Source organism: uncultured Desulfosarcina sp., from assembly GCF_963664155.2.
In the GTDB taxonomy this organism is placed as follows: domain Bacteria; phylum Desulfobacterota; class Desulfobacteria; order Desulfobacterales; family Desulfosarcinaceae; genus Desulfosarcina.
The window spans coordinates 243,827-267,842 of record NZ_CAXXXH010000002.1; the positions used below are offsets into that span (position 1 = coordinate 243,827).

General features: G+C 57.8%; 22 protein-coding genes. 18 read left to right on the forward strand and 4 right to left on the reverse strand.

Annotated features, from left to right (window positions below; translation table 11 throughout):
- Positions 1-20: 20 nt before the first annotated feature.
- The gene (locus ACHZBS_RS25345; RefSeq protein WP_319409330.1) at positions 21-821 is read right to left on the reverse strand and encodes an alpha/beta fold hydrolase; all 801 of its coding nucleotides are present in this window, start codon (positions 819-821) and stop codon (positions 21-23) included.
- 107 nt (positions 822-928) lie between these two features.
- Here ACHZBS_RS25345 and ACHZBS_RS25350 point away from each other — a divergent pair, with 107 nt between their 5' ends.
- The 18 genes from ACHZBS_RS25350 to ACHZBS_RS25435 all read left to right on the forward strand — a co-directional run bounded on the left by ACHZBS_RS25350 (position 929) and on the right by ACHZBS_RS25435 (position 22,201).
- Positions 929-1,534 (forward strand): metallophosphoesterase, encoded by a 606-nt coding sequence (locus ACHZBS_RS25350; protein ID WP_319409331.1) that lies wholly within the window; start codon positions 929-931, stop codon positions 1,532-1,534.
- Positions 1,527-2,600 (forward strand): Lrp/AsnC ligand binding domain-containing protein, encoded by a 1,074-nt coding sequence (locus tag ACHZBS_RS25355; RefSeq protein ID WP_319409332.1) that lies wholly within the window; start codon positions 1,527-1,529, stop codon positions 2,598-2,600. The genes ACHZBS_RS25350 and ACHZBS_RS25355 overlap by 8 nt, the downstream gene beginning before the upstream one ends.
- A 438-nt stretch (positions 2,601-3,038) precedes the next feature.
- Positions 3,039-3,815, forward strand: coding sequence for an IclR family transcriptional regulator (locus tag ACHZBS_RS25360; RefSeq protein ID WP_319409333.1), 777 nt, complete (start codon positions 3,039-3,041; stop codon positions 3,813-3,815).
- A 51-nt stretch (positions 3,816-3,866) separates the two neighbouring features.
- Positions 3,867-4,718, forward strand: coding sequence for a 3-methyl-2-oxobutanoate hydroxymethyltransferase (gene panB, locus ACHZBS_RS25365; RefSeq protein WP_319409334.1), 852 nt, complete (start codon positions 3,867-3,869; stop codon positions 4,716-4,718).
- Between the two features lie 51 nt (positions 4,719-4,769).
- On the forward strand, positions 4,770-5,720 hold the full coding sequence (locus ACHZBS_RS25370; RefSeq protein WP_319409335.1) for a hypothetical protein: 951 nt from the start codon (positions 4,770-4,772) through the stop codon (positions 5,718-5,720).
- A gap of 48 nt (positions 5,721-5,768) precedes the next feature.
- A complete protein-coding gene (locus ACHZBS_RS25375) occupies positions 5,769-6,941 on the forward strand; it encodes a pyridoxal phosphate-dependent aminotransferase (RefSeq protein ID WP_319409336.1) in 1,173 nt (390 codons plus the stop codon).
- A 160-nt stretch (positions 6,942-7,101) separates the two neighbouring features.
- Positions 7,102-8,277, forward strand: a complete 1,176-nt coding sequence (locus ACHZBS_RS25380) for a M24 family metallopeptidase (protein WP_319409337.1) — start codon at positions 7,102-7,104, stop codon at positions 8,275-8,277.
- An 8-nt stretch (positions 8,278-8,285) separates the two neighbouring features.
- Positions 8,286-9,017, forward strand: a complete 732-nt coding sequence (locus ACHZBS_RS25385) for an aspartate/glutamate racemase family protein (protein ID WP_319409338.1) — start codon at positions 8,286-8,288, stop codon at positions 9,015-9,017.
- 45 nt (positions 9,018-9,062) lie between these two features.
- Complete coding sequence (locus ACHZBS_RS25390) at positions 9,063-10,283, forward strand: amidohydrolase (protein WP_319409339.1); 1,221 nt, start codon at positions 9,063-9,065, stop codon at positions 10,281-10,283.
- A gap of 60 nt (positions 10,284-10,343) precedes the next feature.
- A complete protein-coding gene (gene dctP / locus ACHZBS_RS25395; protein WP_319409340.1) occupies positions 10,344-11,393 on the forward strand; it encodes a TRAP transporter substrate-binding protein DctP in 1,050 nt (349 codons plus the stop codon).
- A 76-nt stretch (positions 11,394-11,469) separates the two neighbouring features.
- Positions 11,470-12,054: a TRAP transporter small permease gene (locus ACHZBS_RS25400; protein WP_319409341.1), complete on the forward strand. Its 585-nt coding sequence runs from the start codon at positions 11,470-11,472 to the stop codon at positions 12,052-12,054.
- The gene (locus ACHZBS_RS25405) at positions 12,051-13,340 is read left to right on the forward strand and encodes a TRAP transporter large permease (RefSeq protein WP_319409342.1); all 1,290 of its coding nucleotides are present in this window, start codon (positions 12,051-12,053) and stop codon (positions 13,338-13,340) included. Before ACHZBS_RS25400 ends, ACHZBS_RS25405 begins: the two co-directional genes overlap by 4 nt.
- Before the next feature lie 42 nt (positions 13,341-13,382).
- Entirely contained in the window at positions 13,383-14,378 is a 996-nt protein-coding gene (locus ACHZBS_RS25410) for a threonine/serine dehydratase (RefSeq protein ID WP_319409343.1), read from the forward strand.
- Positions 14,375-15,361, forward strand: a complete 987-nt coding sequence (locus ACHZBS_RS25415; protein ID WP_319409344.1) for a cyclodeaminase — start codon at positions 14,375-14,377, stop codon at positions 15,359-15,361. The genes ACHZBS_RS25410 and ACHZBS_RS25415 overlap by 4 nt, the downstream gene beginning before the upstream one ends.
- 14 nt (positions 15,362-15,375) lie before the next feature.
- Complete coding sequence (locus ACHZBS_RS25420) at positions 15,376-16,563, forward strand: Xaa-Pro peptidase family protein (RefSeq protein WP_319409345.1); 1,188 nt, start codon at positions 15,376-15,378, stop codon at positions 16,561-16,563.
- 403 nt (positions 16,564-16,966) lie between these two features.
- Positions 16,967-20,365, forward strand: coding sequence for an AAA family ATPase (locus tag ACHZBS_RS25425; protein WP_319409346.1), 3,399 nt, complete (start codon positions 16,967-16,969; stop codon positions 20,363-20,365).
- A gap of 84 nt (positions 20,366-20,449) precedes the next feature.
- Complete coding sequence (locus tag ACHZBS_RS25430; RefSeq protein WP_319409347.1) at positions 20,450-21,562, forward strand: alanine--glyoxylate aminotransferase family protein; 1,113 nt, start codon at positions 20,450-20,452, stop codon at positions 21,560-21,562.
- Positions 21,563-21,682: 120 nt separating this feature from the next.
- Entirely contained in the window at positions 21,683-22,201 is a 519-nt protein-coding gene (locus ACHZBS_RS25435; protein ID WP_319409348.1) for a PaaI family thioesterase, read from the forward strand.
- Here ACHZBS_RS25435 and ACHZBS_RS25440 read toward each other — a convergent pair.
- The 3 genes from ACHZBS_RS25440 to ACHZBS_RS25450 are packed head-to-tail and all read right to left on the reverse strand — an operon-like array spanning position 22,183 to position 23,911.
- A complete protein-coding gene (locus ACHZBS_RS25440; RefSeq protein WP_319409349.1) occupies positions 22,183-23,283 on the reverse strand; it encodes a patatin-like phospholipase family protein in 1,101 nt (366 codons plus the stop codon). The genes ACHZBS_RS25435 and ACHZBS_RS25440 overlap by 19 nt on opposite strands.
- On the reverse strand, positions 23,280-23,540 hold the full coding sequence (locus ACHZBS_RS25445; protein WP_319409350.1) for a hypothetical protein: 261 nt from the start codon (positions 23,538-23,540) through the stop codon (positions 23,280-23,282). The genes ACHZBS_RS25440 and ACHZBS_RS25445 overlap by 4 nt, the downstream gene beginning before the upstream one ends.
- 11 nt (positions 23,541-23,551) lie before the next feature.
- Complete coding sequence (locus tag ACHZBS_RS25450; RefSeq protein ID WP_319409351.1) at positions 23,552-23,911, reverse strand: Dabb family protein; 360 nt, start codon at positions 23,909-23,911, stop codon at positions 23,552-23,554.
- Between the last annotated feature and the right edge of the window lie 105 nt (positions 23,912-24,016).

Sequence of the window (24,016 nt, forward strand, 5' to 3'; positions counted from 1 at the left end):
GTTTTTTTCCCCCATTACGTTCAGGAAAGCTTTCCCGCCAGGCTGGAAATCGCCTCAAGGTATCTGTCGAGGCCGCGCATGAAGATGTCGTTGTGGTTGGCTCCGGGAATTTTTACCAGGACTTTGTCCCCGGCGCCGCTGGCCTTGTACAATGCCTGGCCATCGCTAAAGGGGATAATATGATCAAACTCGGCATGAATAATTACGGTCGGTTTGACAAACCCGCGAATTTTGTCCACGTTGGCAAACCCCCTGGACTCGTCAAACCCGATACGATCCGGGTCCACGCCTAACAACCGCAGCAGCGGTCCTGCCCATGCAAATCCGCTTTCGATCACCAGCCCGTCTATCCGGTCGCTGCAGGCAGCGGCCAACTCCAGGGCTGAAGCGCTTCCCAGAGATCTCCCCATAACCATCAGCGGACCGATAAATCCGTTTTTCGTTTTCCACGTGTCGACAAAATCAAAGATTGGATGGCAGTCGGCCATCATGGCGGAGACGGTCGGGCTGCCGCCGGAACAGCCGTAGCCCCGGTAGTCCACGGCCATGAAATTGATTCCCAGTCGATTGAACATCGGGCCGATATCGTCGTAATCGGCAACGATCTCGCCATTGCCGTGAAAAAAGAGAATGGTGGGGCCTTTGGCATGGGCCATGTGAAAACGGGCGCCGACATGAACGTCCCCTTCCACCGGAATCAGTATCTCCTTAAACCGACCACCGCCATTCACAGGGCCGGGTGTTTTGCGCGGATGGAAGAGAAACATCAGTACGTCGGGGCTGTCCAAGGCGCTATAATCCGTGTGTGTTTTCCGGGGCATGTATCCTCCTGGCCGATGATGGGATAACAGTCAGTGCGATCAATATGCACAATACGATGATGCTGCGTCAAGGGGCGTTTACAACCTACCCTGAAAAGGGTAAATAGATGCCCATGAAGATTCTCGGTATTTCTGATATAGTAGTCCCCGAGTTGTCCGAACGGTTTGACACCCGACCCTTCGACGGCGTTGAACTGGTCCTGAGCTGCGGCGATTTGCCGCCGGAATATCTTTCATCCATTCGGGAACAGCTGGATGTGCCGCTCTACTACGTGCGGGGCAACCACGATATCCGCTACCAGAACGCTCCCCCGGTGGGTTGCCTGAACATTCACCGACGGCGGGTCACATTCAGGGGGCTTCGGATTATGGGCCTTGAGGGATCGCGCTGGTACAACGGCGGACCGATCCAGTACCGGGACTATCAGATGCGCCAGATGATCTGGCGCATGTTGCCGCGGCTGTGGTTTACCGGCGGCGTGGATATGGTGGTCACCCACGCGCCGCCCAGGCATATTCATGATGCGGAAGATCGATGTCACCGGGGTTTCGACAGCTTTTTAAAGCTCATCAGCCGATTCAAACCGCGGTATTTTATCCATGGCCACATTCACGCCCATTTCACCGATCCGTCCAAACGGGTGACTCTGGTGGGCGACACCCGTGTCATCAACACTTTTGCCTTCCATCTTCTGGAGGTGGATCATGAGTAGCCTGGCAGACCTGATCAAAAAACTGTGGCGCGGCAACCGGAACAGCGAGGCCAAATGCTTCCGGGAGAACCAGGAATGCGAAGGCGCCTTCGACCACATCGACCGAGGCGTCTGCACCGTTCCCATGGATCAGATCGTCGGCAGTGTGGGGCGGTACCACGACTTTGACAGCCAGTTCAAGCTCAAGGGGCATGTGCCGCCGGACCGGTTCATCAGCGTCAAGAAGGCCATGCGGGAAGGCAAATCCCTGCCGCCGGTTAAATTGTACAAGATCAAGGATGAATACTACGTTCTGGACGGGAATCACCGTATTGCCGCCGCCAAGGAGTTCGGCCGGTCTGACATTATGGCTAAAATCGTCGAATTCATTCCTTCCAGCAATACCTTGGAGAACATCATTTACCGGGAAAAGAGCGAGTTCATGGAGCAGACCGGGTTGACCCACCCGATCGATATTACCGAAGTGGGCCAGTTCCCCTACCTGCTCGAACAGGTGGAAGACCATCGGGCATTTCTCGCCGGAGGGGAAAAACCCGGGGCGACACTCAAACAGGCCGCCGAAGACTGGTACCATACGATTTACCTGCCGATGATCGGTATCATCGGAAAAGGAAAACTGCTGGATTCCTTTCCCGGCCGCACCCTCGACGACCTTTACGCCTACATCTCGTTTCACCAGTGGGAGAAGGGGCGCGCTAGACACTACGGCATTGGCATCGACAAACTCATTCCCAGAGACGTGGAGGCATTCAGAGAGAAGATGGCCAAGATGAATAAAGAAGAATACCCGGAAATGCTGCGCAGCATTACGGCGTTTATTACCATGAATGTGGAAGCCAAGGGGGAATTAAAGGTCGTGGAAAAACTTTTCGCCCTACCCGAAGTCAAAGAGGTTCACTCTATTCACGGAAGTATCGACATCCTCGTAAAAATTGTCCTGACCCGGGACCTGCTCTCCTCAGATGCCGAAGTCATCGGCCAGTTCGTCCACGAGCATGTAAGACAGATCGGCGGCATCATTTCCACCCAGACATTGATTCCGGGGACGTCGAAAATAAAGAATTAGGATTGATACGGCTGCTGCCTCGCGGATAACCCCTCGGTGCCGATGATTGTCCGGGCCGGCAGCAACAGTGTCCACGAAGCGTCCCCGTTGTATTTCCCCAGATCGACCCCGAACATAAGATACGGCGCCCTGAGGCCGTCAAGCAGGGTGTTTCCCAGACCCTGGCGGACGGCGGGCCAGTTTCCCGGGTCTGCGAGAAGTTCGCAGGGTAGACCCTTTCCTCCCAGTGCTTGCAGACCTTTTCCTCTTCGTTTCCTCCATCCACTATCCTTTCCGAAAACCGTCGACGTATTTTGTAAAAAACCTTGACAAGGTGAACCCGTATCCGTAAGGTAAGGCGTCACACATTGAGAGACGACGTCACGCATAGAGAGACATCTATCCCGACGCGCATTCCAGGGCGGATCAGCCCATTCATTTCGGCAGGAGAGGTGACTGATGCCAACAAAAGGGGAAAAATACTATTTTGTTTCGTCACTGGCCAAGGGTCTGCGTGTTTTGGAGCTGCTAGCCGAAAAGGGCGACATGTCCTCCTCCCGTATGGCCGGTTACTTGGAAACCAGCAGAGCTGCCAGCCACCGGTTTTTAGCGACCCTGCGAGATCTGGGTTATGTCGAGAAGACCGGAGAGGGACAGTTCCGGCTGACCTTTAAAGTCGTCGAACTGGGCATGAGAAAGCTGGACGGCTTCGAGATCCGCCACAGCGTGCATCCCTTTCTGCAGGAAATGGCTCTGGCCTGCGGCGAAACGGTCAATCTGGGCCATTGGGACGGAACCGCAATCGTCCATCTGGACAAGATCAACAGTACGGAAGTTTTAAGACTGGACGTCGGGTTGGGGGCACTGGCGCCGGCGTATTGCACCGGTCTGGGCAAAGCCGTGCTTGCCTTTCTGCCCGAACGCGAACTCGAAGACTATCTCCAATCGGTGGAGTGGGTGGCGATGTCACCTAAAACAATTACGAGCCCGGAGAAGTTAAAAGCAGACATCGAAAAAATCAGGCAACGCGGCTATGCCATTGACGACGAAGAACTGAGCCTGGGACTGCGCTGCGTGGCCGCACCGGTGTTTGACCACACGGGTCGTCCGACTTATGCCATGAGCGTCTCCGGTCCCACCCAGCGGATGTCCAAAAAAAAGATCGACGTCATTCAAGAGACGCTTCTGCCGCTGTGCCGCAGAATATCGCGGCTGATCGGTGCCCCTGAAAATTGAAAAATCCAACTCGGTTGATGAGAAATCGAATCTAAAGGAGGAAAACAATCCATGAGCAAGAAGAAGATGACGCGTTTCGACCTGCTGAAATTAAAGCAGGAGGGTCAACAGGCAGTCTGGATTACCGCCTATGACTACTGGACGGCCTCATTCGCCGAGCAGGCCGGAATGGACATGATCCTGGTGGGCGACTCTTTGGGAATGTGCATTTACGGGTACAGCGGAACGGTTCCGGTGACCATGGATCAGTGCATCTGGCACAGCGAAGCGGTTCGGCGCGGCGCCCCCCACACATTTATTATCGGTGACATGCCGTTTCTCTCCTATCAGGTCAGCGTGGAAGAAGCCGTGCGCAATGCAGGGCGGTTCCACAAAGAGGCCGGGGTGGACGCCATTAAACTGGAAGGCGGCGTCCGCGTTTGCCCCCAGATCCAGGCCATTGCCGACGGAGGGATGCTGGTCATGGGACATATCGGGCTCACGCCTCAGAGTTCCGGCCAGCAGGGCGGTTTCAAGGCCCAGGGACGGACGGCTGAAGCCGCCAAAGAAGTTATCGAGGATGCCATCGCTATCCAGGCCGCCGGCGCATTTGCGCTGCTGGTGGAAGCCGTGCCGCCTGAAGTCTGCGGCATTATCCGTCAGCGGCTGAGCATCCCGGTATACAGCATCGGTGCCGGGTGGGAAGCCGACGGACAATTGATGATCTGCAGCGACGTTCTGGGAATTTTCCAGGCGTTCACCCCGAAATTCGTTAAAAAATATGAAAATTTCGGAGAAAAAACCGTAACCGCTTTCAAGCAGTATGCTCAGGAGGCCCGCAACGGACAGTTCCCCAAAGAAGAACACGCCTACAAAATGGTGGATGGAGAACTGCCGAAGCTCAAGAAACTGTTAGATCAATAACCGACAGCCGGTAACCGGAAATTTTACTATTAAGAACTGATGGAGGAAAAAATGTCTGATGTGTTGAAAACGATTCGTGATTTCATGGAAAAAGAAGGTATCCCCGGCCGGGACGCCCATGCGCTGCCCACGTCGGCCAAATCCTTTCCCGATGGTGCCAACTATCGGATCGAAATTGCCGGCGTGGAGAGAGCATCCACGATGGAGGCCATGATCGACGAAGCTCACAAACGCAATGTGACCATCCATCGGTGCATTGCCGCCGTGGGTGGATCCACCTACTGTGATTTCCAGGAACTCAAGGACATGGCCCGGATGGCCCGCGATGAAAAGATCGAGATGATCATGACCGTGGGGCACCGCAAAGGCTGGGATGCCGGATCCAAGGAGATCTCCACCCCGGAAGGCGGGATGCAGGGATTCCGTTTGAGAGGATCGGACAATATTTCCTACCACATTGCCGATATCATGCGCAACATCGAGTCCGGCCACCGGGGTTTTCTGGTTTACGACGAAGGCGTGCTGTTCATCCTGAACAAGATGCGCGCCGAAGGACTGATTCCGGCCGAGACCATCTTCAAATTCTCCGTTTTCGGCGGATACTGCAGCGCCGCCGGTGCCAAAGTCATCGAATCCATGGGCGCCAACTCCATGAATCCCATATCGGATGTATCCCTGCCGATTCTGGGCTCCATCCGCCAGGCGGCCAATCTGCCATTGGATGTGTACGTGATTATCGTCGACTCCTTCGGCGGCATGTTCAGGGCATACGAGGCGCCCGAAATCGCTCGCGTGGCCTCGCCATGCTACTTCAAGTTCGAACCGGGAACCTCTGAAGGCGACATCTACAAGCCCTGGATACAGGAAGCCTGGCACGCCAATCTCATTCGGGAGAAAGTCAAGATCGCCTCCATCGTCATGGAACTCATGCACAGGCATGCGCCGGATCTGAAAACGTCCGCAAAGGGACCGGCCGACCTCGTTCTCCCGGTGGTTGCATAACCGTCAACCGTGCTTTCCTGCCGGTGAGACATCATAAGGAAACCGTATATGACAACGCCAAACTATCTGTCCGACCGAACTCATGCTGTCGAATGGTCGGGCATCCGCATCATGTTTGCCCTGGCCGAGGAGGTCCCCGGGGTCGTCAACCTGGGCATCGGCCAGCCCGATTTCGACACCCCTGCCTTTATCCGCAACGCCGCCAAGCAGGCCCTGGACGACGGGTACACCCGCTATCCGCCGGCCAAAGGGTTCGCCGACCTGCGCCGGGTGATCGCCCAAAAAGTAAAAGCGGAAAACGGCATCGATGCCGACCCCGACCGTGAAGTCTACGTCGCCGTGGGGGCCATGCAGGTCATTTTCAATACCTGCCTGCACCTGCTCAACCCGGGAGACGAAGTGATCGTGATGGACCCGGGCTACGACTACTACTCGCAGATTCGTCTTTTTGGCGGCGTTCCCGTGCCTGTTGCCACCCATGAATCCAACCGGTTCAAGGTGGACCCGGCCGATATCCGGGCCGCCATCACCGATAAGACCAAGCTGATGATCATCAACACCCCGTCCAATCCCACCGGGGCGATCTTCGACGAGGCGATCCTCAGATCCATTGCCGATATGGCTATTGAGCATGACATATGGGTCCTTTCGGACGAACCCTACGAGCACATCCTGTTTGACGGACACCGGCACATCAGCATCGGAGCATTAGAAGGTATGGCGGAAAGGACTATCTCCGCCTTCACGCTCTCTAAATCCTATGCCATGACCGGCTGGCGGGTAGGCTACACCGTGGCCCCCAAGGCGATCATCGACGAAATGGAAAAGCTCATGGAGCACATGGTGTCCGGGGTGACCGCCGTGGCCCAGCGGGCCGCCCTGGCCGCCATTTCCGCCCCTCAGGATTGTGTGCGCGAGATGGTTGCCACCTATGCGAAGCGACGTGAACTGGTGTACGAAGGGCTCAATGCCATTGACGGGGTCAGTTGCATCAAACCGGAATCGACGTTTTACGCCTTCCCGAACATCTCCTCTACCGATCTTTCTTCCTGGGATTTTGCCAAATATCTGGTCAAGGAACACAAGGTGGCCGTGGTTCCGGGCAGTATTTTCGGCAAGGCCGGGGAGGGCTTTGTGCGTCTCTCTTTTGCCGTGAGCATGGAGCAGTTGAAAGAAGGCATCGCCCGCATCGGGCGAGGTGTGGCGGCCCTGCGGTCCTGAACCGGGATAGCGGGCTCACTCCCCGCGGTTTAAAGCTGCGAGGAATCTTCGACCGTAAAGAATTCTGTCTATTTTTTTGGTTCGCTCGCTAACCCCGCCGCAAGCGACGGGGAATGCGCTCGCTGTTGCGGTTCAATTTTTTTGTCGAGAGGTGAGGACAATGAGCTTGTTTTCGAAAGCAGAATACCTTGAGCGAATCCGCAAGACTAAAATGCGGATGACAGAAATCGGGATCGATGTGCTGATATCATCGGATCCGGCCAACATGAACTACCTGACCGGGTACGACGGCTGGTCGTTTTATGTACCCCAGTGTGTCGTGGTCAGCCTGGACGCCGATATTCCGTTGTGGATCGGACGGAGAATGGACGTGGCCGGAGCGCGGCACACCACCTTTCTGCCTGATTCTCAAATCATCGGATACCCGGAAAACTACATTCAGACCCTGGCGCGGCATCCGATGAATTTCGTGGGAGATGTGATTGCCGAGCGCGGCTGGGGCGGCAAGACCGTCGGCGTGGAAATGGATGCCTACTACTTCTCCGCCCGTGGCTATGCCGAACTGCAAAAACATCTGCCCGATGCGCGCTTTGCCAACGCCGACCTGCTGGTCAACTGGATCCGCCTGATCAAGTCGGATGCGGAGATCGACCTGATGCGCCAGGCCGGGCAGATCGCCAACCGGGTGATGACGACCGCCATCGATCGTCTCGAACCGGGCGTGCGCGAGTGTGATGCCGTGGCCGCCGTTTACCAGGCGCAGATGTCGGGAACCGATGCGTTCGGCGGAGATTATCCGGCCATCGTACCCATGATGCCCACCGGGGAGAAAACCTCGGCCCCCCATCTGACCTGGACCGATGCCCCCTATGAAAGTGAGCAGATGGTCAACCTGGAGCTGGCCGCCTGCCGGCACCGATACCACTGCCCCATCGCGCGTACGGCCTATCTGGGCAAAAACCCGCCGGCCAAACTGGTTGAACTGGCCGCCCGCACCGTGGAAGGCCTCAATCTCACCCTGGCGGCCATCAAACCGGGCATGCGCGCCGAAGCGGTGGAGCTGGTCTGGCGCAAGCACATCGCCAAGGCCGGGTTGGAGAAGGAATCCCGCATCGGCTACGCCATGGGGCTCAATTACCCGCCGGACTGGGGAGAGCATACCGCCAGCCTGCGCCCCGGCGACCAGACGATTCTCGAACCCAACATGACCTTTCACATGATTCTGGGCATGTGGATGGACAATTACGGGTTCGAGTGCAGTGAATCGTTCCGCGTCAGCGAGGACGGCTGCGAAACCTTCGCCGATGTGCCCCGCAAACTGTTTGTCAAGGGATAAGCGAACCCATGATCCATCACGCCAGAAAAGGGCAGGCCAGCAGTGGAGAGGGCATCGGCATCCTCCTTTTGGATACGTCGGTGCCCTTCATCCCCGGGGATGTAGCCAATGCCACCACTTATGACTTTCCCGTTCGTTTCCGCAAAATCGAAGGATTTACGGTGGCGCGGGCCATCGGCAAGGACCCGACGATTTACGACGCGCTGAAAACCGCCGCCCGGGAACTGGTCGACCAGGGGGTGCGGGCCGTGACCGGCGACTGCGGGTTTATGGCCCTGCACCAGCAACGCCTGGCCCGGGAACTTGCTGTCCCGGTGTTTCTGTCCAGCCTGCTGCAGATTCCCTTTATGCTCTCCATTCTGGGTGAGGAGAGCAAGGTCGGCGTTCTCACGGCCGACGGCCGCAGCCTGGGCGAAACGCTGCTGGCCGCCGTGGGGGTGACCGATGCCGACCGTCTCGTTGTCGAGGGGCTGGAAGCCCAGCCACACTTCCACCGGTTTGCCATCCAGGAAACGGGTACGCTGGACCCGGACAAAGTGGCTGCCGAAGTGGTGGCAGCCGGCCGGCAGTGTATGGCACGGGATAAAGCGGTCAAGGCCCTGCTGCTGGAGTGCAGTCTGCTGCCCCCTTATGCCGCAGCGCTGCAGGCGGCCGTTCAGGTGCCGGTGTTCGATTATATCACCATGATCAATTTCGTATTCTCGGCAGTGGTTAAACAGCCCTATGTCGGTTTTATGTGAAACCGGAAACCAGCTCAGACAACAACAAGCCAGCAGGATATGCCCATGCAGATTTTTGACCCGATCGAACCTTACCGGGATGAACTGATCGCCCTGCGGCGCGACTTCCACCAGCACCCCGAGCTGGGCTTTGAAGAGCACCGTACGGCGGAGGTCGTCGAAGCTTATTTAAAAGATTTGGGATTGCCCACTCGTCGGATGGCGGGAACCGGGGTGGTGGCCCTTCTGGATGGATCCCATCCCGGTCCGGTGCTGATGCTCCGGGCGGATATGGACGCCCTGCCGGTTGCCGAAGAAAATGATGTCGACTACCGGTCCAGAAACCCGGGGGTGATGCATGCCTGCGGCCACGACGCCCATATGGCCATGCTGCTGGTCGCCGCCAAGGTGTTGTCGCACAACCGGGACGCCATCACGGGAACCATCAAATTCGTGTTTCAGCCCAACGAAGAGGTCGCCGGCGCCCTGCGCATGATCGAAGAAGGGGTCCTTGAAAATCCTGCGGTGGATGCGGTGATGGGCCTGCATGTCTGGACGCCGGTGGCCTCGGGCAGGATCGGCATCACCGCCGGCCCGGTCATGGGCGGGCTGGACGTCTTTAAAATGACCATTTTCGGCAAAGGCGGACATACCGGCATACCCGAGGACGCCATCGATCCCGTGATTGCCGCGGCCAACCTGATTCAGACAGTGCAGATGATCCAGACCCGGGAGATCAGCAACCTTAAGTCGACCGTCATTATGTTCGGCAAGATTTCGGGGGGCACCAAGAGCAACGTCATCCCGGACAAGATCGACCTGGAGGGCTCCATCCGTTTTCTTTACAAAGGGGGGCCCGACAGCATCGAGCAGCCGACCGAACGGTTCCGGCGCGTGGCCGAGCAGGTCTGCCGGACCCATCGCTGCACCTGCCGGATCGACATCGTCCATGAGAACATCCCGCTGATCAACGATCCCGGCATGGCAGCGCTGGCCCGCCGCACCGCCGAAGAGGTATTCGAAGATAAAAACGCCATCATCGACAACCTCACCATCGCCAGCGAGGACTTCTCGGAGTTCAGCGAGCGCGTACCCGGTGTGTTCATGTTTCTCGGTGCCGGCAACGAGAAGAAGGGCACCACCGTCTCCCATCACCATCCACGCTTCAACATCGATGAAGATGTGCTTTTAAACGGAGTCGCCATGCATGTCCACGGCGCCTTGAATTTTTTGACCCTGCCCGCCAATGGAAAAGGAGGTGATCGCCAGACACTGACCCGACCCTGAAATGGAATCCCAATAACCCCCGGCTTGCCTCGTCGAGCTGCAGATGAAAGGAATCGGACCATGAAAAAAAGCATTGTGCTGTTTACCGCCCTTTTTGTTCTCACCCTTTTTGGTACCGCCTTGGCCGCCAGTTACACCGGTCCGGCAATCAAGGCCAAACTGGCCTCGGAAGAGATTGAAGGCGACTTCATGACCGTCTGGGCCAGGAACTTTTCCGACCACATGAAAAAATGGTCAGGCGGCAAAATCGACATCGAAGTATACCCGTACGGCACGTTGGGAAATACCGGCGACATTAATGAACTGGCCCAGATGGGCGTCGTTCAGTTCGTCTTTTCCGATCATGCCTGGATCAGTTCCTTTGTTCCCCAGGCTCAGGCGCTGGCACTGAACTACATCTTTCCCACCGAAAAGGTGCCCGAGGTGCTCGGCTGGATGGCCGAAAACGGCGAATTCCTGCCGCTGCTGGAAAAAGCCTTCCGTAAAAACGATCTCGTACCGCTGGCGATCATGTTTGAAGGCTGGCAGTGGGTGACCTCCAAAAAGGAGATCAAATCCCTGGAAGACATGCAGGGTCTCAAACTGCGGCTGATGTCCTCCAAACTGCTCGTGGAAGACTACAAGGCGTATGGGGCCAGCCCCACCCCCATGAGCTACGGAGAAGTATACAGCGGATTGCAGATGGGGCTGATCGATGCCCAGGTGAACCCGATGTTCGCCATTTACAGCATGAAGTTCTACGAGGTGCAGTCCCATCTCACCCAGTTGAAAAGCGAACCGTTCATTGGCATTCCGACCGTCAACCAGGCCTTTTTCGACGGCCTGACCAAAGATGCCCAGGATGAGATGCGCAAGTTCTGGATCGAGTCCATCGTCCCCGCCGGCAACTGGATTACCGAACGGAACGCTTCCGATATGGAGAAGATGAAGGCGGCCAAACCGTCGCTCAAATTTCACGTTCTCGACGATGCGACCATTGCCAAATTCAAGGCCAAGGCCGAGACGGTCTACCCGGAATATACCAAAATCGGGGGAGACGGCGCCCAGGCGGTGCTGGACGCCCTGCTGAAAGACATCGCCAACGCCAAAAAAGCGCTCAATGTCAAATAATTAAATAACGGCGCCCTGCCGCGGCCCTCCGGGCCGCCGCAGGGCCTTATTGCTCCAGCAGGGCGAGGTCACATCCATGCAAACAGGCAGTCAACATCCGGTAAAAATCGGCCCGTTGCGAAAGTTCAACCGGGCCGTCGGTAAGGTGGTCAATGCGGTGGAAGTCTCCATCCTGGTTTTTTGCGTGGCGACGCTGGGAATCTTATTGATTACCAACGTGTTTGCCCGCACCTTTTTCCAGAGCATCTACTTTGCCGAGGAGGTCTCCAAGTTTCTGGTGATGCTGATGACCTTCACCGGTGTGAGCTACGGCGTCCGCAAAGCGCGCCACATCCGCATGGGGGCCTTTCTGGATGCCATGCCGCCTAAAATGGAAAAGACCTTTATCATTATTATTTCGCTGATCAGCGCCGTCGTGATGGCGATCATGGCCTGGGCCTCCTGGGAATATCTGCTAAACGCCATGTCCAAGGGGCACATGACCCCTGCCTTGCGGGTTCCCAAGTGGACTTTTTATGTGATCATGCCGATCGGTTTCGGCCTGGCCGGGATCCAGTACATCCGGACGATACTCAAAAACTTCATCGAGAAGGAGCCCTGGCAGTCTCCGGACCAGCAGAGCGAATATGAAGATGAAGAGATCGGAGGGGCGCAGGTATGACACTTTTCGGAATCAGTTTGGCGAGCATGCTGCTGTTCGGGTTTCCTTTCATGGTTACCCTGCTGGGCTCCTTGATTCTTTACCTGTTCGTCTATATGCCGGACTTCGCCCCGAAGATGATCATCACCATGGTGCAACAGGTCATTACCGGGGTGACGCCGCCGGCGCTGGTATGCGTGCCCATGTTCATCCTGTCCGCCAGCATTATCACCTCGGGCGAATCCTCCATCCGCCTGATCCGGATGTTGAAGGTTTTCGTCGGCCATCTGCCCGGCGGCCTGCCCATCACCACCAATGCCAGCTGTACGCTTTTCGGCGCCGTCTCGGGGTCCACCCAGGCCACGGTGGCGGCCATCGGCGGGACCATGCGTCCCATGCTGCTGGAGGCGGGGTACAGCAGCCCGTTTACCCTGGGGCTGATCATCAATGCCAGCGACATCGCCTTCCTGATCCCGCCCTCCATCGGGTTTATCGTTTACGGGGTGGCCACCAGCACCTCCATCGGAATGCTCTTTCTGGCCGGTATTTTTCCCGGTCTGCTGATTCTGGTGATGTTTTCCATCTATTGCTACATCTACTCCAAGGTAAAAAAGATTCCGACCCTTCCCCGAGCCAGTTGGTCCGAGCGAATGACCGCGGTCAAGGACGGGCTGCCGGTCATGGGATTTCCCGTGATCATCGTGGGCGGCATCTATGCCGGCTTCTTCAGCCCCACGGAGGCAGCGGCGGCGGCGGTTCTCTACGCACTGATCCTGGAAACGATCATCTATAAGAGCCTGACCTTCGAACGCATCGTGGATGCGTTTCTGCAGACCGGCGTCATTACCGGTGTGGTTTTCATCCTGGTCGGCGCCGGACAGGCCTTTTCCTTCCTGATCGGTTTCCTGCAGATTCCGGCCAAGCTGCTGCCCCCGCTCTTCGGAACCGATCCGTCGATGCTGTGGGTCATCGGCATCGTCGTGGTGGTTTATTTTGTGGCCTGCATGTTTGTGGACCCCATCGTGGCCATCTTCATCCTCAGTCCGGTGTTTCAACCCTATGTGGTCGGCGCCGGGGTCGATCCCATTCTGCTGGGCACCCTCGTGACGCTGCAGGCGGCCATCGGCTCGGCCACGCCGCCCTTCGGCTGCGACATCTTCACGGCGCAGCTGATCTTCAGGCGTCCCTATCTCGAGGTGATCGGCCATGCCCTGCCGTTCCTGCTGATATTGATCCTGGCGACGATCATCCTGATCGCCTTTCCCCAGATTGCGCTCTTTCTGCCGAATCTGGCCATGGGTGGCTGACGGGCATCACTGCAGCGACGCGCTTTTTCAAAAGGATTTACCATGAAACAAATGCCCACCCTGCTGGATGTATACCAGGCCCGCTGTCGCATCGGGTCCATGGTCAGGGAAACCCCGTTGATCCTGGCGCCTGAGCTGGCCGGTCAAAGCGGCGCCCAAAGCGTCCATTTTAAATTGGAAAACCGGCAGCACACCGGTGCCTTCAAAGTCCGGGGGGCGGCCAATAAAATTCTCAGTCTCGGCCATGACGCCAGGCAGCGGGGTGTGATCACTTTTTCGACGGGCAATCACGGCAAGGCCGTGGCCTTTGTGGCCGGCCGGGCCGGTATCCCTGCGACGGTCTGCCTTTCCGAGCATGTGCCGGCCTACCGGGTGGAGATGATCCGACAACTCGGCGCGCAGGTGTCCGTGAAAGGCCGTTCCCAGGACGAAGCCGAACAGAACTACCGGGAATTGATGCAGGACCGGGGGCTTATCCCCGTGGTTCCCTTCGATGACCCGCTGATCATCGCCGGTCAGGGCACCATCGCCCTGGAGATCCTGCGCGAACTGCCGGAGACGCAGGTGCTGATGATCCCGCTGTCCGGCGGCGGCCTGCTGGCAGGCATGGCCATGGCGGCCAGATCGATCAACCCCGACATTCATATCGTGGGGCTATCCATTGAACGTTCTCCGGCCATGGTCGAGAGCCTGAAAGCCGGCAAGCCGGTGCAGGTGGAAGAAAAACCCTCCCTTGCCGACTCGCTGCTGGGCGGGATCGGCTTCGAGAACCACTACACCCTGCCGATGGTTGAAAAATACGTGGACGAGCATTTGCTGGTGGGCGAGGAGGAAATCAAGGCCGGCATGTTCCATCTTTTCGACACCCACCGGATCATTGCCGAAGGCGCCGCCGCCGTTGGCGTGGGGGCTATGCTGAGCGGCAGGATCGATGTAAAAGGCAAGCGTGTCGTCTCCATCGTTTCCGGGGGCACAGTCGATACCGCAGCTTATCTGCAGATCCTTCGGGAGCGCTTGGAAAGGAAAACCCATCCATGATTCGCATACTCAATGAAAAAGAGATCAAAAGCATTGTCTCGCTGGACCTCTCGGTGATCGCGGCCATCGAGACCGGATTCAGCGAATTGGACAAAGGCAATGCCCTGGTTCCCCCGATTATGATGATTCCGGTGCCGGAAAAAAATGGGGAAGTGGACATCAAAAGCGCCTACATCAAAGGCTACGACCAAATGGCCGTCAAAGTCGCCTCCGGCTTTTTTGAAAACCACCGGTTGGGCTTGCCTTCCCAGAGCGGCCTGATGCTGGTGGTCAGCGCCGAGACCGGATTTCTCCAGGGCGTGCTGCTGGACAACGGTTACCTGACCCAGGTGCGCACCGGTGCCGCCGGAGCGGTGGCCGCCAAGTTCCTGGCTCCGCAAACCGTCGATAGTGTCGGGGTGATCGGTTCAGGGGTGCAGGCCCGCTTTCAGATGGCGGCCCTGATGCTGGTGCGACCCTTTTCGACCATCCGCATGTTCAGCCTGGATCCAGACGATGCCAGGGATCGCTATGTGCGGGACATGTGGCAGCAGTTGAATGTTCGGGTGATCAACGCACCCAGCATCGAAGCGGTGGTTAAGGAAAGTGCCATCGTGGTCACCACCACGCCCGCCCGCCAGGGTTTCATCAAAGCCGCATGGCTTCATCCCGGCCTGCACATCACGGCCATGGGCAGCGACACGGAAGGGAAACAGGAACTGGAAGCCGATGTGCTGGCCCGTGCGGACCTGGTGGCCTGCGATCTCAAAGCCCAGAGCATGCGCTTGGGAGAACTGCGCAGCGCCGTGGCGCAGAATCGGATGACGGCGGATTCACCGGTGGCTGAACTGGGAGCGATCATTAATGGCCGCACCCCCGGACGCAGCGACGGCCGCCAGATTACCGTCTGCGACCTGACCGGAGTGGGCGTGCAGGACACCATGATCGCCATCAACACCCTGAAAATCGCTGCTGAGAGAAATATCGGTTTAACCGTTTCATGACGCCCGGAGTGTCGATGATGCAAAAACAGATGATCTTTTCCAGAGACGAGTACGACCGACGGATTCGGCGGGTCAAGGAAATCATGGACCGGCGCGGCATGGAACTGCTGCTGGTGACCGATCCGGCCAACATGAACTATCTCACCGGTTATGACGGGTGGTCCTTCTATGTCCATCAGGGAGTGATTCTCTCCCTGGCGTTCGACCATCCCTTGTGGTTCGGCCGGCAGCAGGACGCCAACGGCGCCCGGCTGACCACCTGGCTGCCCGATGCGTGCATTTTCGGCTACCCGGATGAATACGTGCAGTCGCGCTACACCCACACCATGCGCTACGTGGCCCAGCTGCTGCGCGATCAGGGTCTGGCGGAAAAACGCCTGGGGCTGGAGATGGACGGCTACTGGTTCAGTGCCCGGATGTACCTGACCCTCCAGGAGGAACTGAACCGGGCTGTGCTGATGGATGCCACCAATCTGGTCAACTGGGTCAAAAGCGTCAAGTCCGAACCGGAGATCGCCTACATGCGGCAGGCGGCGCGGATCTGCGAAAAGGTCATGCAGACCGCCATCGACGCCATTGCCCCCGGTGTCCGGGAAAAGGATGCGGCCGCCATGGTGTCGGCGGCGCAGATTGCCGGGACCGATGAATTCGGCGGTGCGCCGCCGGCTATTTTTCCGATCATGCCTTCGGCGGAGCGGACCTCCACCGCCCACCTGACCTACGATCCGGACCGCCAATACCGCCTGGGCGACGTGGTGCTGCTGGAGCTGTGCGGCGCCCGGCACCGCTATCATGCGCCGCTCGCCCGCACGGTTTTCCTCGGGGACCCTCCCGACGATCTTATCAAAACCGCCGACGGCGTGGTGACCGGCCTGCAGGAGACACTCCAATTTATCGGCCCGGGCACGACGGCCGAGGAGGTGGAGGCGCGCTGGCGGGCGGCTATCGCGCACACCGGCGTGGTCAAACCCTCCCGGGTCGGCTACTCTTATGGCCTGAATTATGTGCCCGACTGGGGAGAACATACGGTAAGTCTGCGTCCCGGTGATAAAACCGTGCTGAAACCGGGCATGGCCATCCACTTCATGCCGGGTATCTGGCTGGACACCTACGGCTTTGAATGCAGCGAACCGGTGCTGATTACCGACAACGGGTGCGAAAAATTCATTGAATTTCCCCAGCAGCTGTTCGTCAAGCACTGATTCCCATTCTCACCACCCGCATACCTGCCGGCATCGGTGCACGTGGTGTTCCACCCAGACCGCAGGCGGTCGTTCCCGGCGATCTGCCTTCCGTCCCCCCTGTCCTAACCGCGCAGCTTTTCCGCGGGGCGTTGCCATCTGACTCTCCCCGGCATTTACGGCGCCATATCAAAGTTTTGATTGATTCCGACGGCGTCCACGATTTAAGCTGAACGCGGTCGGGTTGATGCCGCAATCCTTCACCCGTCAGGATATCCGCGAAGACGGAAAAATCCCTTTAACGATGCTGACAGCCTGCTTTCCCAGTAAAAATGAGCCTGCCCATGCGTTTTCATGATGGTTCAGGCGTCAGCGGGTCTGCCGACGACCGATTATTACCGTTCAATCATACCGGAGGGCTTCCATGAATTGTCCCAACTGTATGGCCGCTGTGGATCCGGGTGCGAAGTTTTGCCGCCAGTGCGGCAGCCGTATTGGCATTGAATGTCCGGCGTGTGGTGTGTCCAATCCGTCAGGCAGCAAGTATTGCGGCCAGTGCGGCAGCCGGATGACGGATATGATGAAAGCATCGCCGGCGGGCAGCGGCCGTATCGCCGATGTTCCGGAACCCCCTGTGGTATGTCATGGCGAACGGCGGCATGTGACGATCCTGTTTACGGATCTGACCGGTTACACGGCCTTGTCCGAGAGACACGATCCGGAGGACGTCCAGGCGATGATGGCCGCCGTCCAATCCAAGGTGGTGGCCATCATACTAAAATACCACGGACATGTGGAGCGGGTGATCGGTGACGGCATCCTGGCTGTTTTCGGGCTGCCCACCTCCCACGAAGACGATCCGGTGCGGGCCATCAAGGCGGCCCGGGAAATTCACCAGACCATTGGCGCCCTGCAGCCGTTCCAATCCATGGGTGAATCCGAGCCGATCAGCATGCATACCGGGATCAATACCGGCCTGGTCGTTACCGCCAACCCCCACCCCATGGACGGGGCGTACGAGTTGTCCGGCGATGCCGTCAACCTGGCATCGCGCCTTTCGGATATGGCCGAACCCAACACCATCCTGGTCGGTCCCGAGACCTATCGCCAGGCATCGGGGATATTTGATTTCGCGGTGCGGCCGCCGGAGGCGGTGAAAGGAAAAACGGATGAGATCCAAGCCTTTGCGGTGCTTCGGGTAAAGGACCGCCCGGTGACGGTTCGCAGAAAGACAGGCCTGCAGGCCCGTCTGGTGGGCCGCCGGCTGGAACTGTCCCAGCTTCGGGAAACCATGACCCGATTGAAGCAGGGCTGCGGGTCCATCTGCGCCATCATCGGGGAAGCCGGCACCGGCAAGAGCCGCCTGCTCTATGAATTTGAAACCGAGTTCGCCGCCGATGAGCAGAACTGGATCACTGGTTTCGCCTACGCCCATACTCAACCCATTCCCTATTATCCGCTGCTCGACCTGGTGCGCCGCTGGCTCAATCCCAAGGAAATTGCCACTAGTGATGACCTTAAAACCCTCATCATCGATCGCGTGGGCGCCAAGCTGGGACCGGATGCCGAGGAGATCCCCATTATCCAGGGACTTCTCGGGCTCGATGTACCCGAAACCGAAGGCATGAGTCCGGAAATCTGGCAGAAACGGCTGACCGGCGCCGTCACGCGTCTCATGTCCGCCATCGCCGCTGAAAAGCCGACGGTCTTCTGTCTCGAGGATCTTCACTGGGCCGATACCGCCAGTCTCGACCTGCTCCGGGCGATGCTCGCCGAATTCGGTTCCCCATCCATTCTGCTGTGCACCTACCGCCCCCAGTTCAGCCTGTTCACCAGCGGTCAGTCCGAAGCCTTGGGGACCATCTATCGGGAAATCCGGTTGAGCGAGCTTTCCCCGTCGGAAGCCAAGGACATGATGGAATCGCTGTTAAGCGGCGGCGTGCTTCCGCTGGACCTGGTCCGGCTGATTCGCGATCGTGCCGAGGGTAATCCGTTTTACCTCGAAGAGATGGTCAACGCCCTGATCGATGCGGGGGCACTGATTTACCATCAGGACCAGTGGCAGTTGAAACGCGCCTTTCTGGAAACCGATGTTCCCTCCACGATCCACGGTGTCATCGCCTCGCGTCTGGACCAGCTCAGCCTTAAGGCCAGGCGCGTGCTCCAGGAGGCTTCGGTTGCCGGCCGGGCCTTCCTGTACGATATCCTCAAGCGCATATCGGTATACAGCGAAGGGATCGAGGATGGGCTCAACGAACTGGAGCGCAGCGGCCTGGTACGTACCCGAGCCCTGCACCCTGAAATGGAATTCATGTTCAAACACGCGTTGATCCAGGAAGTCGGCTACAGCAGCCTGCTGCACAAGGAACGGCAACAGGTTCACGAACGCATCGCCCTGGTGATGGAGCAGATTTTTTCGGACCGGCTGTATGAATTCTACGAAACCCTGGCCCTCCACTTCAAACAGGGATTGTCGACCGCCAAGGCGGTCAAATACCTGATCCGGTCCGGTACCAAAGCACTGCGGCGCTGCGCGCTGGAGGAATCGGATCAATACTTCAGGGAAGCCCTGACCCTTCTGGAAACGTGGAAATCCCAGTCCAATGAAGAAAATGCCCTGATGCTGGACGTGATCAATGAGTGGGCCTTTGTATTCTATTTCCGCGGCCGCAACCGGGAACTGCTGGCGCTTTTTCAAAAATATCAGCCGCTGCTCGATAATCTCGGGGACCCCTCACGGGAGGGCATGTACTGGGCCTGGCACGGATGTGCCCTGTGGCACCGTCACCGATTCATGGAGGCCTATGACTGCCTGTCCCGGGCCATCGCACTGGGTAAACAGGCTGACGACAACCGTTTGCTGGCCTACGCCAACACCTGGATGAGCTTTCCGTGCATCGAGTTGGGCAAGATCGATGAGGCCATTGCCTGCAGCCAGGCGGCACAACGGCTATACGAAGAAGGGCGGGTAAAAGATCCCTACGTATTTTTCCACGCCCTTGCCGGCAAAGGGTATGCCTTCTGGCACCGCGGCGATCGGCAGGCCACCTATGATATCGGTACCCGGCTTCTGGAGTTCGGCAGGCACCAGACCAATATCCGCAGCCTGGTCATGGGCCATTGCTGCCATGGCTGGAGTTACTTGATTTCAGGGGACATGGCCCGGGCCGCGGTGGACTTCGAGGAGGCCGTGCGCATTTCCGCCGATCCCTGGTATGCCCAGTTTCCGATTCTGGCCTTGTGCTACGGACGTATCAGCAGCGGTCAATCCGGCTCCGCATTGAACCTGCTCAATCAGCTGATGGCCTTCAGCGATGCCCATGGTGCCGAATTCGTCGGCGAACCGGCCCGGTTCTTTCACCGCATGATATCCGTTCAAGAAGGTGATGTGGAGGAAGGCATCGCCCGCATGGAACAGCTTCTTGAAAAATGGAGAGGGCAGGGGTGTCGGCTGCGCTATCTGACCTGCGGGTTCGTCATGGCGTGTGTCTATACGCAGTTGCACCATTTGACGGAACCATCGTCCGGCGTGGAAGGAGCCGACCGGTCAAACCATTTTCTCCAAAAAGCCCTGGACTGGTACCGGAGCTGTACCGACACGGCAAAAGAGTTGGGAGCCGGGGCCATGCACGGCCGCACCCTTTTAGAACTGGGCAGCCTTTTCCAGACGATGGGCAGCCATGACGAGGCATCGGACGCCTATCGGAAAAGCGCCGCATTGTTTGAGCAGAGCGATGCGGGCATATACCTTCAGCACGCCAGAGAGAAGATGGAGAAACTGAAGAAACGCGGTTTGGGACAACCTTTTAAACCGGCAGATTGAAATAAAATATTTCAGCAACCCCAATCAGGCGGGCAGGCAGGATGCCCCCGCCTCGACAACCTCATTGAAAGGATCAAATCGGCTATGGAAAATTTACTCGACGGCATCGAAGATATTCTCTTGATGGGGCCCGGTCCCTCCTGCGTGCATGACAAGGTATACGAGGCGCTGGGGAGAAAGAGCATCGGGCATCTCGATCCCTACTTTATCCGCATCATGGATGCCATCAAGGCCGATCTTCGCACCCTGCTCAACACCGAAAACACGCTGACGATCCCCATGTCCGGTACCGGGTCTTCCGGGATGGAGGCCTGTTTTGTCAATCTCGTCGAAAGAGATGACCCCGTACTGGTACTGATCAATGGGGTCTTCGGCATGCGCATGCAGGACGTGGCCCAACGGTTAGGAGCCACGGTCGACACCCTGGAGTTCGAATGGGGCACGCCGGTGGTGGTCGATGCAGTTAGAAAGAAGATCGCTCAAAAACATTACAAGATCGTCGCCGTGGTCCATGCAGAGACTTCAACGGGAGTGAAAAACCCTGTGGCGGAGATCGGTGCGCTGCTGAAGGGGTCCGACACGATTTACCTGGTGGATGCCGTCACCAGCCTCGGCGGCATGGAGATAGACATGGATGCGTGGGGCATCGATGCCATCTACAGCGGTACGCAGAAATGCCTTTCCTGTCCGCCCGGATTGGCACCGCTTTCCTTCTCGAATAAGGCGGTCGCCGCGTTGGAAAACCGTAAAACCAAGGTGCCCAACTGGTACCTGGATCTTTCCCTGATCATGAAATACTGGAAAGGCGCCACCCGCGCCTATCACCATACGGCTCCCATCAACATGCACTACGGCCTGTATCAGGCGCTCCAGCTGATCCTGGAGGAGGGACTTGACAACGTCTACCAGCGCCACCTGCATTTTCACCATGAACTGGTAAAAGGCCTCGAGGCGCTGGGACTGTCGATGCTGGTGGCGCCGGCCAGCCGCCTCCCCATGCTCAACTCCGTCAAGGTTCCGGACGGGGTCGATGAGGCCGCTGTGCGCCGCACCCTGCTCAGGGAATACAAAATTGAAATCGGGGCCGGACTGGGTCCCCTGGCCGGAAAAATCTGGCGCATCGGGCTCATGGGGCATACAGCCAGACAGGAGAATGTCACCCGTTTGTTGACGGCCCTGAAAGCAAATCTCTTCTGACCATTTTGGAAAACAAGAATTTGATATCAACACGTTACCATAGATGCGTATGTCCTTTCAGGAGGAGATTTCTTGGTTGCAATTGATTTTGAAGTTTAATCTCGACGGAGACGTGTTGCCATGATCATTGACCCAGAGATCCTGAAGCCCATTCCCAACAGTGCAGACCAGACCTGCTTCGGTTGTGGTGCCCGAAATCCTCACGGCCTGCAGATGAAATTTTCTACGGATGGTAATCGTCTATATTCATTCATGCAAGTGCCCCCAGCCATGACGGGTTGGGATCAAACCGTGCACGGCGGTGTTCTGTCAACTATGTTGGATGAGATCATGGGATGGAGCGTCATCTATCTTCTCAAGAAAATCGGCATGACCCAATCCATGACGGTGGAATTTATCAAAGCAGTCAATGTGGCTGAGCCCCTGACGATCGTCGGCGGTATGCAGGAGAAGCAATCCGAGCGGTTGGCGCTGATGGAGGGATCGATTTTCAACGCGGAAGAGACCTTATGTGCAAGAGCTACCGGCCAGTTCACCACCATGCAACCCAAAGCGGCGCTTCGCCTCGGCCTGGTCGGAGAAGACTATATGAAGACGTTTGGGCCGATATTGACTTTCGATTATTTCTTCAGTGATTGAGCATGTTTCTCAAACGGTTGCACCCGCTTGCGGATATTGCCGGACGTCACCGCCTCCATGAAGTCCTCGGCCAGGATCTTTCCGGCATCGGCCACGGTCTGCCAGCAGGCGAAACGATGTTCGTCGTCACCGGCATAGCGGTAGAAATCTTTCCGATCGGTTATCTTGCCATTGGGAAGGCGGGAGATGAAGTTTTCAGAGGGGGCAACCATCAGCACATCGGCCATGTTGTCGGCAGACGGCCGGCGCCAGGAGAGGTGTTTGTCGAACCAGCCGGGAACGATGCGGCGGGAAAAGTGGGGGTATAAAACGATGCCCTCGCCGTTTAGCCCGAAGGGCACGTCCAGGTGATAGTCCGCGGCCCCGCCATCCCGGTAGACGCCAGCCGGCGCACCGGCAATATGGCGAACCCCGTCCATGACATAGGGAATCGATCCGGATGCCAGCAGGGCCTGGTTGAGATTGGCCGGCGAGAGCGCTGAACCGGCACCCGGCCATTGGCCCATCGACGCAAACGGCGGTGGGGTTCGCGGATCTGAAAAGAGGGTCTGCCGGAAAAACCACCTGAGACTGCGCCGGGTCAGCGTGTTGGCCATTACCGCCGCAGCCAGGCCCAGGCCCAGCAGAAGTCGCTGTTCACTGGCGATCAGATGGCGGCTGCGTACGGCCACCAAGCTGAGCCGGTTGAACGGATGGCCCAGTGCTTCCCGGGGGCCATCGGGCCCCAGCGTATAGTCGATGATGGACCGACTTTTCCGGGAGATTTCACGGGGTGTCGGCCGGTGATCGTAGACCTGGTGAATGTAGGCCTCTTCCATGCGGTCGATGGCTGCTACCGGGTCCGCACACGAATCGGCGGCAAAGCGCCAGCTGCCGATGGACGAGCCCAGCAGATACAAGGGTTGCCGGCGTCCCCGGAACCAGCTGCCGAACAGCACCCGGTCTAGATGACCCAGGATCAGCCATTTCGGCCCGCCCGCGGCCCCGGCCATCACCTTGACATCGTCAGGGCCGAGCCCCCGTGACCGAATGGTCTTCAAGGCCCGTTTGCCGGCAAGAAAAACCAACGTCTCACCACTCACGGGGTTGCACTTTCCCTGACGATTCGAATTCGGTGCGTCTCCTGAAGGGTCTGCCAGACGCGCTTCATGATTTCCCCACCGGTTTCCGGATCATCCCCGATATTCCGGCTGATATAGACATCGAAGGCATACTGCAGATAAGGCAGGCTTTTTTCGTCCATGTGGGCGATGAGCGCCCTTTCTTTCAACGACATGCCGGACAGGATGTCAGCCACGATCCGGTCCAGGTCCAGGTTGTCACGGTTGTTTGGCTTCATCAGGGATGCCGTCATGAGGGCTGAAACAGGTTTCTGGATTTCCATGGATCGATGTCGGCGTCGAATTGTTGATGGTAGGGGGCATTCTCATAGTCCACGGCGGCAAGGTGCGCACACATACCGCCCAGCTTTTTGACTACCACCTGATGCTCGGGGTGGGTCTGATAGTGCTTCAGGGTATCCAGGTTGGCAAATACCGACACCAGCGCAAAATCGTATGACCGGTCGGAACGGACAATATCCCGACCGAAATCGTAGCTCTGGATTTCGTGGATGCGGTCGGGCAGGCGTTCCAGCAGGGAGGATAGTTCATCGATGTCCTCCGGGGTAACCTCGGGTTTGAATTTCATCATCACGACATGGGTAATCATGGTTGACTCCTCTTCTGCGGGGTTGCCCGGGGGCCAACCCGATGGATGGATTCGGTTGTTCAGGATCGGACCATAACACAGGTGGGACGGAAGCTGAATGAAATT